Origin of the sequence: Coprococcus sp. AM100_B19A (genome assembly GCF_027662015.1) — a bacterium.
GTDB lineage: Bacteria > Bacillota > Clostridia > Lachnospirales > Lachnospiraceae > Allocoprococcus > Allocoprococcus comes.
The window spans coordinates 386,158-402,250 of record NZ_JAQDKN010000001.1 but is presented as its reverse complement, the minus strand read 5'-3'; the positions used below and the strand labels follow the sequence as shown (position 1 = coordinate 402,250).

Sequence of the window (16,093 nt, the reverse complement as noted above, 5' to 3'; positions counted from 1 at the left end):
CATCCTTTTGAAAAACAGGAGGTTATAACATGGAATATATCACTAACACACTGGGAAACCTCGTGCAGCAGACTGCGTTCCTCAACCTGACTTGGGGTAACTACATTATGATCGCAGTTGCATGTTTTTTCCTTTATCTTGCAATCAAGCATGGGTTTGAACCGCTTCTGCTTGTACCGATTGCATTTGGTATGCTCCTGGTAAATATTTACCCGGATATCATGCTTCATGCAGAAGATTCGGCTAACGGAACGGGCGGACTTTTGTATTACTTCTTCCAGCTGGATGAGTGGTCTATTCTCCCGTCACTTATTTTCATGGGTGTCGGTGCGATGACTGACTTCGGACCGCTCATTGCCAACCCGGCGAGCTTCCTCCTCGGTGCGGCAGCACAGTTTGGTATTTTCGCAGCTTATCTTGGTGCGATGGCTCTTGGTTTCTCTGATAAGGCAGCAGCTGCTATCTCCATCATCGGTGGAGCAGACGGACCGACATCCATCTTCCTTGCAGGTAAGCTTCAGCAGACGGCTCTGATGGGACCGATCGCCGTGGCGGCGTACTCGTACATGTCACTGGTTCCGATCATCCAGCCGCCGATCATGAAGCTTCTCACAACAGAGAAGGAAAGAAAGATTAAAATGGGACAGCTTCGTCCGGTTACACAGCTTGAGAAAATTCTGTTCCCGATCATCGTAACCATCGTTGTATGTATGATTCTTCCGACAACAGCTCCTCTGGTAGGTATGCTGATGCTTGGTAACCTGTTCAAAGAATCCGGTGTTGTAAGACAGCTGACAGAGACCGCATCCAACGCAATGATGTACATCGTAGTTATCCTGCTTGGTACATCTGTAGGTGCTACTACAAGTGCAGAGGCATTCTTAAATGTCAGCACATTGAAGATCGTACTACTTGGTCTGATCGCATTCGCATTCGGTACCGCAGCAGGTGTCCTGTTTGGAAAACTGATGTGCGTAGCCACACATGGCAAGGTAAATCCGCTGATTGGTTCAGCCGGAGTATCTGCCGTACCTATGGCAGCCCGTGTATCTCAGAAAGTAGGAGCGGAAGCAGATCCGACCAACTTCCTTCTGATGCATGCAATGGGACCGAACGTAGCCGGAGTTATCGGAACAGCCGTAGCAGCCGGAACATTTATGGCTATTTTCGGAGTAATGTAGCAACAGGAAGCGATTTGCTTGCTTGCAAGGGCAAATCGCGGTTGCTATCGAAATGTCAGACTGTGTCATCAGGCACAGAAGGAAACCGTCAGGTTTCCTTAGCGCTGCGAGCGGCGCGTATCTGACAGTGAGATAACAATCCTGGAGCTTAATAAACCTTATAATAATTGGAGGAAGATATAATGGCAGCAATTGAAAAGAAACCGATTAAGATTACGGAAACAGTTCTGCGTGATGCGCATCAGTCCCTGATCGCAACAAGACTTACCACAGAACAGATGCTTCCGATCGTAGATAAAATGGACAAAGTCGGATATCATTCCGTAGAGTGCTGGGGCGGAGCTACATTTGATGCATCCCTTCGTTTCCTGCATGAAGATCCATGGTCAAGACTTCGTAAATTCCGTGACGGATTCAAGAACACCAAACTTCAGATGCTCTTCCGTGGACAGAACATCCTTGGATACCGTCCATACGCAGATGATGTAGTAGAATACTTCGTTAAAAAATCTGTTGCAAACGGAATCGATATCATTCGTATTTTTGACTGTCTGAATGACCTTAGAAACCTTCAGACAGCAGTAAAAGCAGCTAACGCTGAGAAAGCGGAAGCACAGATCGCGCTTTCTTACACACTTGGAGATGCTTACACCTTGGATTACTGGGTAGACATCGCAAAGAGAATCGAAGATATGGGTGCAAACTCTATCTGTATCAAAGATATGGCAGGACTTCTTCTTCCGTACAAGGCAACAGAACTTGTCGGAGCATTAAAAGAAGCTGTTGATATCCCGATCCAGCTGCATACACATTACACATCAGGTGTTGCTTCAATGACATACTTAAAAGCAGTTGAAGCTGGTGTCGACGTGATCGATACCGCTATTTCACCGTTCGCACTTGGAACTTCTCAGCCGGCAACAGAAGTTATGGTTGAGACATTCAAGGGAACACCTTATGATACAGGATTTGACCAGAATCTTCTGGCTGAGATCGCTGATTACTTCCGTCCGATCCGTGACGAAGCACTTGACAGCGGACTTCTCAATCCGAAGAACCTTGGTGTTAACATCAAGACTCTTCTGTACCAGGTACCGGGTGGAATGCTTTCCAACCTTACTTCCCAGCTCAAAGAGCAGGGAGCAGAAGACAAGTTCTACGACGTACTTGAAGAAGTACCGAGAGTTCGTAAAGACCTTGGTGAACCACCGCTGGTTACTCCGTCATCACAGATCGTTGGTACACAGGCAGTATTCAATGTCCTGATGGGCGAACGCTACAAGATGGCAACAAAAGAGACGAAAGACATCCTGAGCGGAAAATACGGTGCAACTGTTAAACCGTTCAACCCGGATGTTGTTAAGAAAGTACTCGGAGACAATCCGGAAGTTATCACATGCCGTCCGGCAGATCTGATCCCGGATGAACTCGGAACTCTTGAAAAAGAGATGGAACAGTACAAAGAGCAGGATGAAGACGTACTCAGCTACGCACTCTTCCCGCAGGTAGCTACAGACTTCTTCAAATACCGCGAGGCACAGGAGAAGAAAGTAGATGCTACAATTGCAAAAGACGGAAGTTATCCGGTATAATAACGACGAACTGACGAAAGCTGTTACAGACAGTATTTTGTGAGCAAAACGTAACCTCAGGAGCCATAAAATTCGAGTTGAATTTTATGGCTCTTTTGCTTATAATAAAAAGGGTTGTGACCTTATTTATAATAGAAGTAAATGATTTTATAAAAAGGCACGTTTCTTATTTGGAGGCAAATTGTGAGCACAAAAAATGAGTTACTGATTAGAATTGATGAGAAATATCCGAAGTTCAGCAAGGGACAGAAGCGGCTTGCGGATTACATCAAAGAAAATTATGATAAAGCAGCCTTCCTGACGGCTGCAAAGATGGGAGAGGCAGTCGGTGTCAGCGAATCAACGGTTGTCCGTTTCGCAACACAGCTTGGATATAAAGGCTATCCCGAATTCCAGAAAGCACTGGGAGAACTGGTGCGTACCAAGCTGAATTCGATCCAGCGTATGGAAGTGACCTACGGACGGATCGACCGGAGTGAGATCCTGGCGACGGTTCTGCAGTCTGATATCGAGAAGATCAAGCAGACATTGGAATCCGTGGACAATCATGCATTTGAGCTGGCGGTGGATACGATCCTTGCGGCAAAAAAGGTTTATGTGATCGGAATCCGAAGCTGTGCACCGCTGGCAAAATTCCTGACTTTCTATCTGAATCTGATCTGTGAGGATGTGGTAGAGGTCGATACCAACAGTTCCAGCGAGATTTTTGAGCAGCTGATCCGGATCGGGGAAGAAGATGTGATCATCGGGATCAGTTTTCCGCGATATTCCATGCGTACTTTAAAAGCACTGGAGTTTGCCAGCAACCGGAAAGCAAAGGTAATAACCTTGACCGACAGTGTGAATTCACCGATGAATCTCTATTCCTCCTGCAATCTGATCGCCAAGAGTGATATGGCATCTATCGTAGATTCCCTGGTTGCACCGCTCAGTGTGATCAATGCACTGGTGGTTGCACTCTGCATGAAGAAGCAGGATGATGTCATCGAGACGCTGGAGACACTGGAGGACATCTGGGACGAATATCAGGTTTATTCCAGAGATGAGCTGGAGCCTGTAGAAGATGAGGTAAGGATCAAATGAGTAAAGTACTGATCGTAGGGGGCGGAGCTGCCGGTATGTTCGCATCGATCTTTGCGGCGAAAAATGGCAATGAAGTCCACGTATTTGAGAAAAATGAAAAACTTGGAAAGAAGCTTTTCATCACGGGAAAAGGCAGATGCAATGTCACCAATGCCTGTGACGTGGATGAACTTTTCCAGAATATGGTATCCAATGAGAAATTCATGTACAGCAGTTTTTACGGATTTACCAACCAGGATGTGATAGATTTCTTTGAAAATGCAGGATTGCGTCTGAAGACAGAGCGTGGCAACCGTGTATTTCCGCAGTCGGATCATTCTTCGGATGTTATCTGCACACTGGAGCTGGAAATGAAGCGAAATGGAGTACACATCCATCTTTATTCCAATGTAGAAAAAGTTGTGGCAGAGGATGGAAGATTTTCCTATCTTGTCATGGCAGATGGAAGCAAAGAAGAAGGGGATGCCTGCATTATCGCAACCGGTGGTGTCAGCTATCAGACAACAGGTTCCACCGGAGATGGCTATCGCTTTGCAGAAGCGATGGGACACAAGATCACCGAACCTGCACCGTCCCTGGTTCCGATGAATGTCAGAGAAGAGTACATTCCGGCACTGATGGGGCTTTCCCTCCGGAATGTCCAGGCAACGGTCTATGACGGAAAGAAAGAGCTGTACAGTGATTTCGGAGAAATGTTATTCACCCACTTTGGAGTAAGCGGACCACTGATCATCAGTGCGAGTGCCTATGTAGGTAAAATCCTGCAGAAAAAGCATGAGTTAAAGCTGGTGATCGATCTGAAACCGGCACTTTCCGAAGAGCAGCTGGATGCGAGAGTACTGCGGGAATTTGATGCAAACCATAATAAACAGTTTAAAAATGCAGTTACCGGACTGTTTCCGGCAAAATTACTTCCGGTCATGATCCACTTAAGCGGCATTGATCCGGAGAAGAAGGTCAATGTGATCACAAAAGAAGAGCGGATGAATTTCGTCCATCTGATCAAGCATTTTACTGTGACATTGACCGGGCTTCGAGATTTCAAAGAGGCAATTATTACACGGGGCGGCGTAAAAGTCAAAGAAGTCAATCCGTCTACGATGGAGTCAAAGCTGGTACAGGGACTGTATTTTGCAGGGGAAGTGCTGGATCTGGATGCACTGACCGGTGGATTCAATCTGCAGATCGCATGGTCGACTGCATATGCGGCAGGAAGTAATATCTGGTAGTTTTTGGATTATAGATATCGCAAAGCAATCCAGAGATGGCGTAAACAGGAAATGTAAGTGAAACAGGGAGGATATAAAATGGGATATAATATCGCAATTGACGGACCGGCAGGTGCCGGAAAGAGCACGATCGCAAAACTGGTTGCAAAGGAACTGGGATTCATCTATGTAGATACCGGGGCAATGTACCGCGGACTTGCCGTACATTTTCTGAAAAAAGGGATCGTACCGGGAGAAGTAGAGAAGATCGAGGCAGCATGCGAGGATGCAAAGGTAGAGCTTGGTTATGAAAATGGTGTGCAGCAAGTCTATTTGAATGGAGAAAACATCACTTCACAGCTTCGTGAGGAAGCGGTTGGAAATATGGCATCCGTAAGCTCGGCAGTACCGGCAGTCCGTGCAAAGCTTCTGGATCTGCAGAGAAATCTTGCAAAAGAAAAAGATGTCGTTATGGATGGAAGAGATATCGGAACCAATGTACTTCCGAATGCGGACGTTAAAGTGTATTTGACTGCAAGTGTAGAATGCCGCGCAATGCGCCGGTTCAAAGAACTGGAAGGAAAAGGAGAAGCCTGTGATTTTGAACAGATCAGGCAGGATATCCAGGAAAGAGACGAGCGCGATATGACAAGAGAGATCGCACCGCTTAAGCAGGCTGAAGATGCAACGCTGATCGACAGCTCTGAGATGGGAATTGACGATGTGGTGAAGGCGATTATTGCACTGACAAAGTAGAAAATCTGTCAGAAATCAGATTGCAGCAGCAAAAAAGGTGATTATTGTATGGAAAGGGTAAAAATCTATAATTGAAAATACAATAATTGATAAATAATTAAAAAGTCATTAGTTTTCAGGAAAAAGTAGATAAAACTAATGGCTTTTTTGTGTGGAAAGTCGATAAAATGTCGAAAAAGAGAATTGTACATGGAGATTGCTTTACCTTTTATACGAAATATGTTATAAATGTTAGAGAAGAAAAATTACGAAAGTAATGTTTAAGAGGGTTGGGTTCACTTATGTACAGAAAGAAAACTTCCAGTTGGTTAAAACACTGGGATTTTATTTTGTTAGATTTAATATTGTTGGAATTATCTTATTTACTTGCTCACTGGTTACATCATGGGACTGCATATTACAGAGAAGCACCGCTTTACCGGAATGTGTTTTTTGCGATAGCGGCGATCGATCTGGTTGTGGGACTGATGATGGGAAGTTACAAGGGCATCTTAAGAAGAGGGTACTGGTTGGAGACTAAGGCAGTCGCAAAGCACGCAATCATCGTGACCGTGTGTGTGATTGCTTATTTGTTTGCAATGAAAGAGTCGAGCAATTACTCACGAGTTGTTATATTTGCATTCCCAATCATATCGATCTGCGTATTATATATAGGAAGGATTTTGTTGAAAAAATGGCTTTCCAAGCACAGAGGCCCTGCATCAGGGAAAAGAGCGATCCTTCTGATCGGTGGAAAAAAGAATTATAGAGAAATTGTGGAGGCATTTACCAGCAATCCCTACAGTGAGTTTCATGTAATGGGAATTGGAATTATTGATGCAAAAGAAAATGAAATTCCAAATTATCATGGATTCCCGGTATTTTGTGGAGAGAGTGCGATTGAAGATTTTGCACAGTTGAACTGGGTGGATGAAGCACTTTTCAGCATTCCGACAGAGCTTGCGCTTCCGGATAAAATGATCAAAAATTTCGGTATCATGGGAATTACCATACATATCAAGCTGGCAAGAGTTGCGGATGATTCTTCCAACCAGATTGTGGAAAAGCTGGAAGGATATACGGTGCTTTCGACCAGCATCAATATGGTAAGCGCCGGTCAGCTGATCTTCAAAAGGACGATGGATATCTGCGGAGGACTGGTTGGAATGCTACTGACAGGTATCATTTTTATCTTTGTAGCACCAATCATTTATATTAAGTCACCGGGACCGATCTTCTTCAAACAGGTGCGAATCGGAAAAAATGGCAAAAAATTCAATATTTACAAATTCCGAAGCATGTATATGGATGCAGAAGAGCGGAAGAAAGAGCTGATGGCGCAGAACGATATCAAAGATGGTATGATGTTCAAGATGGATAACGATCCGCGTATTATCAAAGGAATCGGAAACTTTATCCGTGATTACTCTCTGGATGAATTCCCGCAGTTCTGGAATGTGCTCAAAGGTGATATGAGCCTTGTGGGAACCAGACCGCCTACAGTAGATGAGTGGGAGAAATACGAGATGCATCACCGCTCCAGACTGGCATTCAAGCCGGGACTTACCGGTATGTGGCAGGTCAGCGGAAGAAGTAATATCACAGACTTTGAAGAAGTTGTAAGACTGGATACCGAGTATATTAAAAAGTGGAGTCCGGGGTTGGATATTATGATTCTGTTTAAGACCGTGGCTGTTGTGTTGGGGAAGGTTGGATCGAAGTAGGATTGTTGTAAAAGGTCAATAAAAAGCATACGAAATGCTGAAGAGGCTACTTCTTTTAAGTATGTAGAGTGCAGGAATGTCTACTCAACAAAAGTACATAGATATAAAGGAGTAGAGGGGACAATATTGGTTGGAGAACATTATGAAAGATAAATTTGCAGTGTCCATGTTCGGACAAAAAAGACTGTCCCGTGAGGGCGGGATAGAGATTGTTGTAAAAGAACTGTGCACCAGAATGGCACGAGATGGATGTCAGGTTACCTGTTACAACAGATCTGGTCATCATGTGAGTGGTGCAGAGTATGACAATAAAATTGAATATGATGGCATCCGACAGAAATTTGTTCCAACTATTGAAGGAAAAGGTCTTGCAGCGGTGAGTTCCTCTTTCTTTGCGGCTCTGTACAGTGCTTTTGGAAAATATGATGTGGTACATATCCATGCAGAAGGTCCAGCTTTTTTTTCATGGATTCCAAAGATGTTTGGAAAGAGGGTTGTGGTTACCATTCATGGTATAGACTGGCAACGGGAAAAATGGAAGTCAGGATTTGGCTCTAAATTCATCCGTCAGGGTGAAAAGAATGCTGTAAAATATGCAGATGAAATTATCGTACTAAGCAAAGGTGTTCAGGATTATTTCAGAGATACCTATGGCAGGGAGACACATTTCGTTCCGAATGGAGTGAACAGACCAGAAACCCGAGAAGCTGGTTTAATAACAGAAAAATTTGGACTGACGAAAGATTCCTACATATTATTTCTTGGTCGACTGGTACCGGAAAAAGGTATCCGGTATTTGGTTGAAGCGTTCAAGGATGTCAAAACAGATAAAAAGCTGGTCATCGCAGGCGGTTCCAGTGATACAGATTCCTTTATGAAGGAATTGAAAGAACTGGCGAAGGGTGACGATCGGATTCTCTTTACCGGATTTGTGCAGGGAGCGATGCTGGATGAATTATACAGCAACGCTTACATCTATACGCTGCCGTCTGATCTGGAAGGAATGCCATTAAGTCTTCTGGAAGCCATGAGTTATGGAAATGCTTGTCTGGTATCTGATATACCGGAATGTACCGAGGTGGTAGAAGATAAAGCAATCATATTCCGAAAATCCAATATCAAGGACCTGACAGAAAAACTGCAGGACGCATGCGATGATATTCGGAAGGTAGGAAAGTTAAAAGAACAGGCAGCCGACTTTATCTGTGCAAAATACAACTGGGATGAAGTAGTGGATAAAACACTTGCATTGTATGGGAGAAGAGCCGATGAGAGTATTAATAATAAATAATCTCCTCTAACCGAACGCAGGTAGTGAGATGTACATAGTGAAAACGCCTAAAAATGGCGTATTTACGGAACTTTTCGAGAGATGAGTAGAGCTGCGAGAGCGGTTTTTATCTCGCTACCTAGGTTCAGTAACAGCAGATGATTTTATCATAAGAACTTTCAGTATCACTACCTGCGTTTGTATGGAGCACTCTGGTTTATGAACAACACATTGGAAGTGCTTTATCTGAACAGAGGTAGTGAAATAGAACATAGAATAAGGAGAAATTTAACGTGAGGACGCTGATTTTGAATAAATTTCTGCACCGAAACGGCGGAAGTGAGACGTATATATTCAAGTTAGGTGAGGCACTGGAGCAGCACGGACACGAAGTTCAGTACTTCGGAATGGAGCATGAAGGTCGCTGCGTAGGTAACCGTGTCAATGCTTATACATCTGATATGGATTTCCACGGCGGCAGCAAACTGAGCAAGCTGACCTACCCGATCAAGACCATCTACAGCAAGGAAGCACGGGTGCAGTTGAGAAAAGTTCTGGACGACTTCAAGCCGGATGTCTGTCACCTGAACAATTTTAACTACCAACTGACTCCTTCCATCATCCTAGAAATCGTGAAGTGGCGCAAGGAGACTGGAAGGGATTGCAAGATCATCTTCACGGCACATGACTACCAGCTGGTTTGCCCGAACCACATGCTGAACAATCCGAACACCCACCAGAACTGTGAGAAGTGCCTCGGCGGCCATTTCGTGAACTGCATGAAAGGCAAGTGTATCCACGGCTCCACGGCGAAGTCTGCCATCGGCATGATGGAGGCAGAGTTCTGGAAGCGGAAAGGAACTTACAAGTACATTGACACCATGATCTGCTGCTCTGAGTTCATGAAGAGCAAGATGGACAGCAATCCGCTGTTTGCGACGAAGACCGTGGCAATGCATAACTTCATCGATAAGGTGGAGTGGAAAGAGACTCCGAAGAAGGATTACGTCCTTTACTTCGGCCGCTTCTCTGAGGAAAAGGGTATCGGCACACTCATCAAGGTCTGTAAGGAGCTGCCGGATGTGCAGTTTATCTTCGCCGGCACTGGCCCGCTGGAAGAGAGCATCAAGGGTGTAAGTAACATTAAAAATGTTGGCTTCCAGAAAGGCGAGGCACTGGAGAAGCTGATCCGTGAGGCGCGGTTTTCCATTTATCCGTCCGAGTGGTACGAGAACTGCCCGTTCTCTGTGATGGAATCCCAGATGTATGGCACACCGGTGCTGGGAGCTGATATTGGTGGTATCCCGGAACTGATCCAGGTCGGTAAGACCGGTGAGCTGTTTAAGAGCGGTAGTTCGGAAGAACTGAAGAGTAAGATTCAGAAGCTCTGGGGCGATAAGGAGCTGTGCAGAGAGTACAGTGAAAATTGTAAGGGCATCAGCTTCGATACCATTGATGAGTATTACGAGAAAATTATGAGAGTTTATAGATAAAAAGAATTTGAGGGAGCTATTTGTTGTGTAATGCAGGCTTGAAGTTTTCACATATTAAAGGATTGCATTATAATGCACTTGATTCTCAAAATGAGAAATATTTACGAGGTAAAAAATGAGTTTAAGTTTGGTTTTGCCATGCTACAATGTGATGAAATATTTGCCGAAATGCTTAGATAGTATTTTTAAAAATGATTGTAATGATATTGAAATTGTATTGGTGAACGATGGTTCTTCTGATGATATCGGGGGGGGGGTTAAGCCAATATTTTGATAAGAGCAATTGTGATCACAATATAGAATTTGAGTACAAAGATGCACGGATTAAAATAATTCACACGTGTAATTGTGGTGTTTCAGCAGCAAGAAACACAGGGATTGAAAATGCAACCAGTGATTACATTATATTTATTGATCCAGATGATACTGTGAAAGAAAATTATTTTTCCACGATAAAGACCTTTATGACATCGATAAACGTAGATGTTGCCATTTTGGGATTTTATCAAATTGTAGAAGATAAAAATGGAAATATAGTTAAAGAAGGAGAAATTTTTCCGCAAAAGAATTATATTTCCAATTCGGTCGAAGAAACGGTTAGAACTGTTCTTCCAAAATATCTTGGATATTCAGTTGAGGACATTTTGAAATGGGCGAAGTCAACAGAGGCGATATCGAAAAGGCTTGAATGGGGAGCTGTTTGGCGAAATGTGTATCGTAGAGATTTTTTGAATAAAAACCAAATCCGTTTTAATCCTTCAATTCGATTAAATGAAGATAGTATGTTCAATGCAATGTGCTTTTCTCGAGCACAAAAAATTAGAACATTGAATAAGGGATTTTATTGCTATACGATTCGTCCATCCGGTGCTTTTATGAAAAAACGAGATGCGGAACTGGTGGAAAATAAAACGGCATTGCTCGAAGCACGTAGTAACATTGTGAATGATTTAAATAAAAGAGGCTTTGATTTTTCTATTAAGGACTATGCAGGATCAAATGTTATGTCTTGCTTTGAATTGATAATTAAGATGCCTTTTTCTGCAAGGAGAGAGACGAAAAAGTATATCCGGAATTCGATTGTAAAAGAGTCTATAAAAGTTTTACCGTTTACGGGGCGAAAAAAAGTAGATATTCCGCTTTTTGCTTTGAAATATGACTTACATGTATTGATGATATATGCGGTGAATCTTGGTAAACTTTTTGGAGTTCAATTTCGATTATAAATTATATATTTGTGTCATCAGTCGTGATGAACATTGGGAGAAAATGTTGAAGGTGTATCAGTAAGATCGGTAAAGGAGGAGAGAATCGATGGCTATAAAAGCGGATCGATATGAGGGAATCGATGGATTGAAAGCGTATGCCATCATTGGCATTGCTTTGATGCACGTCCTTTCAAATGGAAAATATGAACTTGGAGGATTTGCGTTTGAACGGCTTATACCATCTTTCACGAACCTCGTTTTTCTTTTTATGATGGTCAGCGGTTTTGGTATGTGCTGCGGCTATTACCAGAAAATCATAGACCGCAAGATCAGCATGGAAGATTTCTACAAGAAGCGATACATAAAAATCTGGCCGTACTTTGCACTGCTTTGTGCGTTGGACTTTGTAATTTCACCGAGCAAAGAATCGTTGTCTGAAGTATTCGCTAATTTGACTTTATGTCAGGGACTTCTGCCAAATGCGAATATTACGGTCATTGGTGTGAGTTGGACACTGGCGGTTATTTTTGTGTTCTATATGCTGTTCCCGTTTTTCTGCTTCCTACTTGGAAATAAGAAGAGAGCGTGGGGAGTGGCGATAGTCGCATTGGTGTTCAATTTTCTGTGTGGTAGCTACTTCAATGCCGACAGAACAAATATTGTCTACGATGCAATCTACTTTATCGCAGGTGGCTTGATCTACCTTTACCGGAAAGAACTTGCTGAATTTGCACAGAAACATAAGGTAATCACCGGTGCGATTCTGCTGGCAGCCACAGTTGCGTATTTCGTGTTAGGCAGCTCCACTTTTACGATGCTGTTTTTTTGTGTGGCAGCATTGCTTTATACCCTCGGATGTAAGTGGGGGGGGGTACTGGTCAATCCAGTCGCAAAATTCCTCGGTGGCATATGCTTCGAGATCTATCTGTGCCACATGGTAATTTATCGTGTGCTTGAAAAATTGCACCTTGTCCATCTGTTTGGTAATGGCTTACTTGCATATATCTTCACAGCGGGCGCAGTTATTTGCGGCGCAGTTGTGTTCTCGGTATGTGCCAAGTGGTTCTTAAATAAAATTGAAACTTTGATTGTTAATAGGAGAGTTAATCATGTCTGAAGAAAAGAAGTTAAATGGTACGGTTATCGTTACTTACCGCTGCAACGCTCGTTGCTCCATGTGCAACCGTTATAAAGCACCTTCCAAGCCGGAAGAAGAAATCAGCATCGAAACCATCAAGAAGCTGCCGAAGATGTACTTTACCAACATTACCGGCGGTGAGCCGTTCATCCGTACTGACCTGAAGGATATCGTGCGCGAACTGTACAAGAAGTCTGATCGTATCGTTATCTCTACCAACGGTTTCTTCACAGATCGTATCGTTGATCTGTGCAAGGAGTTCCCGCAGATCGGTATCCGTATTTCCATCGAGGGTCTGGAGCAGACCAACAACGAAATCCGTGGCCTGCAGAACGGCTACCAGCGTGGTTACGGTACGCTGAAGAAGCTGCGTGAGATGGGAATGAAAGACGTTGGTTTCGGCATGACTGTTCAGGACAAGAATGCTCCGGATCTGGTTTCTCTGTACAAAATCTCTAACGAGATGGGTATGGAGTTCGCAACCGCTTCCCTGCACAACAGCTTCTATTTCGTTGAGGCGAAGAACATCATTCATGACCGTCCGATGGTTGCAAAGAACTTCGAGAATCTGGTCAACGAACTGCTCCGTAGCAACAGCCCGAAGAAGTGGTTCCGTGCCTACTTTAACCACGGCCTGATCAATTACATCTATGGCCAGAAGCGTCTGCTGCCCTGTGACATGAGCTTCGATACTTTCTTCATCGACCCGTATGGTGATGTTATGCCTTGCAATGGTACCAAGGATAAAGAGGTCATGGGCAACCTGAACAATCAGACTTGGGACGAGCTGTGGAACAGCCCGGAAGCAGAGAAGGTTCGTGCAAAAGTTCGTTGCTGTGACCGTGACTGCTGGATGATCGGTAGTGTAAGTCCTGCTATGCACAAGTACATTTGGAAGCCTGCTACATGGGTTCTGGTTCACAAGTTTAAGGCTCTCTTCACCAAGCATCCGTACAGCATGTATGAGTTGAAGATTTGCCGTGACTACCGTGATGGCAAAGTTACCAAAGAGGATCTTGATAAGTGTAGCACTTGCGATATGAACTGTGTGATCAACAACGGTCTGAGTGAAGCATCTAAGGAACAGCTGAAGCATAAGACTGGTGAGGAAATCGTGGATGCTGATATCGCACAGCAGATGGAGAATAAGTAATGAATATCCTATATATAGCTTATTCATGTAATCCTTTTGCCGGAAGTGAAGATAAAATAGGTTGGTGTGTTCCTTATGAAATTTCAAAAACGAATACTGTTTATGTAATTACAAAGGAAGAGCAGCGTGAACCAGTCGAAAAATATTTGCAGAGACACCCACTTCAAAATATAAAGTTTTATTATGTTGATATCCCGAATTTTTATAAGAAAATCTTCAAGGGATTCATGTATTCTGGAAGACTTAATGTGTGGAATAGACGGGTACTTCCTCTTGCAAAGAAAATCTGTGCAGATCAAAAAATTGACGTTATTCATCAGATTACGCCAATTGAGTTCCGTGCAATTGGCGACTATGGAAAGATAGCAAATATCAAATTTATTTGCGGGCCACTTGGCGGAGGCGAGTCTTTGCCTAATGGGTTAAAAGATTACGCAAAGGGACATGAAATCATTGAAGTTGTTCGTTCAGGGATAAATCGTTGGTATCGTTTTAAGCTGAGAATTACGGGCAAACTAAATCGCTGCGACTATATTATGTTTGCGAATCGAGAGACACGCGATTTTTTGGGATTAGATGAAAATGTTCCTTTGGTTACAGAAATTGCTGCGGATGAAATATCAATTGAGGAAAGAATTGTACCAAATGATATAAATAATGAACTCGTTTTCTTGTTTGCAGGAAGAATGGTGTATCGAAAAGGACTGGAATTACTCTTTGATGCAATAATGGAAATTCCAGACGAGTGGAAATACATAGTGAAAATAGTAGGAACTGGCCCGGAACTTTCACATTTAAAACATCGTTGTGAATCAAACTCCTTGTTGTCTGCACATGTACAGTTCATGGGGGCAGTTGAATACTCTGAAATGCAAAGGGAATATGAAATGTCAGATGTACTAATCATGCCAAGTATTAGAGAAACAACTGGAACGGTGTTGATCGAAGCTATGTCGCAAGGGATGCCTATAATTACAATTAATAAGTTTGGAGGAGCAATACTTGTAGATGAAAATACTGGCTGGTTATATAGCGGTGAAAATCGAAAATCATACATAGCTGGTTTGAAAAACGCAATGGTTGCTTGTATTGTGAATCCAAAAGAAGTAGAAAAGCGTGGACAAAATGCTAGAAAAAAAGTAAAAGACTATACATGGAAAAGAAAATGTGATCAATATGAAAAAATATACAAAAGACTAAATTGTAATTAATAATGATCCTGTATGTAAGGAACCGTAGAGATAAGGAGTTTTGGCTTGAAGCAAATGGATAAAAAGGATGGCATGAGTAAAACGGTTACGGTAGTGATACCGATTTATAATGTTGAAAAGTACCTGAATAGATGCATTGAAAGTGTTGTTGGTCAAACATATAAAAATTTAGAAATAATATTAGTGGATGATGAGTCGCCAGATAATTGCCCTCAAATTTGTGAGTCTTGGAAAAATCGAGATAACAGGATTAAGGTAGTGCATAAAAAGAATGCTGGTTTGGGATACGCAAGAAATACAGGCATTGATTGTGCAACCGGAGAGTATATTTGTTTTGTTGATAGTGACGATTATATTGCTACAGATATGGTAGAGAAAACATATAAATGTGCGGAACAGTATAATGCAGATATAGTAATGTACGGATATAACGTAGTCGACTCTAATGGGAAAAAGGTAAAGGAATGCATACCAAAGCCGTATAAGACATTTTATAAAAATGAGGAAATACAAAATTATGTTCTACCTAATATGATAGCAACTGATCCAAATGCAGGGGATGAATTTTGGATGAGCGTGTGTGGCGGTTTGTTTTCAATGCGACTGATCAATGGAGCAAACTGGCGGTTAGTGTCAGAAAGAGATATTATCTCTGAAGATGTATACTCATTACTTCAGTTATACAATAGTGTAAAAAGTGTTGCGTTTCTAGCCGAGCCTTTTTATTACTATTGTACAAATATGGGGTCTCTAACGCATACATTAAGAGTGGACCGCTATGAGAGAATCAAGGATTTTTACGATCGAGCAATTAATGAATGCGAAAATCTAGGATATTCCGAGGAAATAAAACTTCGTTTATCAAAACCATATATGGATAATACTATGGCGGCACTTAAAATGGTTCTTCAATCTGATTTGATGGCTAAACAAAAAAAAGATATGTTTATGGATATAGTAAAAGATGAACATCTTCATAGGGTAATCAAAAATGTGGATATGAAAAAGATGACCCTAAAAAAGAGGCTGTTTTGGCTGGCAGTAAAGTATAAGATATATTACATGAGTTATTCTATGGTCGGGATGAGGATATAATA

General features: G+C 42.6%; 14 protein-coding genes. All 14 read left to right on the top strand.

What is annotated here, in order from left to right:
* Positions 1–29: 29 nt before the first annotated feature.
* The 14 genes from PGQ33_RS02000 (at position 30) to PGQ33_RS01940 (ending at position 16,091) form a co-directional block, all read left to right on the top strand.
* On the top strand, positions 30–1,181 hold the full coding sequence (locus PGQ33_RS02000; RefSeq protein ID WP_008369207.1) for a sodium ion-translocating decarboxylase subunit beta: 1,152 nt from the start codon (positions 30–32) through the stop codon (positions 1,179–1,181).
* A gap of 182 nt (positions 1,182–1,363) precedes the next feature.
* The gene (locus PGQ33_RS01995; protein ID WP_055155903.1) at positions 1,364–2,773 is read left to right on the top strand and encodes an oxaloacetate decarboxylase subunit alpha; all 1,410 of its coding nucleotides are present in this window, start codon (positions 1,364–1,366) and stop codon (positions 2,771–2,773) included.
* Between the two features lie 183 nt (positions 2,774–2,956).
* A complete protein-coding gene (locus tag PGQ33_RS01990) occupies positions 2,957–3,856 on the top strand; it encodes a MurR/RpiR family transcriptional regulator (RefSeq protein WP_022219915.1) in 900 nt (299 codons plus the stop codon).
* Entirely contained in the window at positions 3,853–5,085 is a 1,233-nt protein-coding gene (locus tag PGQ33_RS01985) for an NAD(P)/FAD-dependent oxidoreductase (RefSeq protein WP_270205153.1), read from the top strand. The genes PGQ33_RS01990 and PGQ33_RS01985 overlap by 4 nt, the downstream gene beginning before the upstream one ends.
* A 78-nt stretch (positions 5,086–5,163) precedes the next feature.
* A complete protein-coding gene (gene cmk, locus PGQ33_RS01980; protein ID WP_055247106.1) occupies positions 5,164–5,820 on the top strand; it encodes a (d)CMP kinase in 657 nt (218 codons plus the stop codon).
* Positions 5,821–6,101: 281 nt separating this feature from the next.
* Positions 6,102–7,523 carry a sugar transferase gene (locus PGQ33_RS01975; protein ID WP_270205152.1) on the top strand — a complete coding sequence of 474 codons (1,422 nt, stop codon included), beginning with the start codon at positions 6,102–6,104 and terminating at the stop codon, positions 7,521–7,523.
* A 142-nt stretch (positions 7,524–7,665) separates the two neighbouring features.
* The gene (locus PGQ33_RS01970) at positions 7,666–8,814 is read left to right on the top strand and encodes a glycosyltransferase family 4 protein (RefSeq protein ID WP_270205151.1); all 1,149 of its coding nucleotides are present in this window, start codon (positions 7,666–7,668) and stop codon (positions 8,812–8,814) included.
* 272 nt (positions 8,815–9,086) lie between these two features.
* On the top strand, positions 9,087–10,286 hold the full coding sequence (locus tag PGQ33_RS01965; protein ID WP_107000280.1) for a glycosyltransferase: 1,200 nt from the start codon (positions 9,087–9,089) through the stop codon (positions 10,284–10,286).
* A 115-nt stretch (positions 10,287–10,401) separates the two neighbouring features.
* Positions 10,402–10,560, top strand: coding sequence for a glycosyltransferase family 2 protein (locus tag PGQ33_RS17120; protein WP_442872442.1), 159 nt, complete (start codon positions 10,402–10,404; stop codon positions 10,558–10,560).
* Positions 10,526–11,512, top strand: a complete 987-nt coding sequence (locus tag PGQ33_RS01960) for a glycosyltransferase (RefSeq protein ID WP_270205150.1) — start codon at positions 10,526–10,528, stop codon at positions 11,510–11,512. The genes PGQ33_RS17120 and PGQ33_RS01960 overlap by 35 nt, the downstream gene beginning before the upstream one ends.
* Positions 11,513–11,600: 88 nt before the next feature.
* Positions 11,601–12,611 carry an acyltransferase family protein gene (locus PGQ33_RS01955; RefSeq protein ID WP_270205149.1) on the top strand — a complete coding sequence of 337 codons (1,011 nt, stop codon included), beginning with the start codon at positions 11,601–11,603 and terminating at the stop codon, positions 12,609–12,611.
* A complete protein-coding gene (locus PGQ33_RS01950; protein WP_107000278.1) occupies positions 12,604–13,785 on the top strand; it encodes a radical SAM protein in 1,182 nt (393 codons plus the stop codon). The genes PGQ33_RS01955 and PGQ33_RS01950 overlap by 8 nt, the downstream gene beginning before the upstream one ends.
* A complete protein-coding gene (locus tag PGQ33_RS01945) occupies positions 13,785–14,996 on the top strand; it encodes a glycosyltransferase family 4 protein (RefSeq protein ID WP_107000277.1) in 1,212 nt (403 codons plus the stop codon). Before PGQ33_RS01950 ends, PGQ33_RS01945 begins: the two co-directional genes overlap by 1 nt.
* Before the next feature lie 54 nt (positions 14,997–15,050).
* A complete protein-coding gene (locus tag PGQ33_RS01940; protein WP_233430196.1) occupies positions 15,051–16,091 on the top strand; it encodes a glycosyltransferase family 2 protein in 1,041 nt (346 codons plus the stop codon).
* Positions 16,092–16,093: the final 2 nt, after the last annotated feature.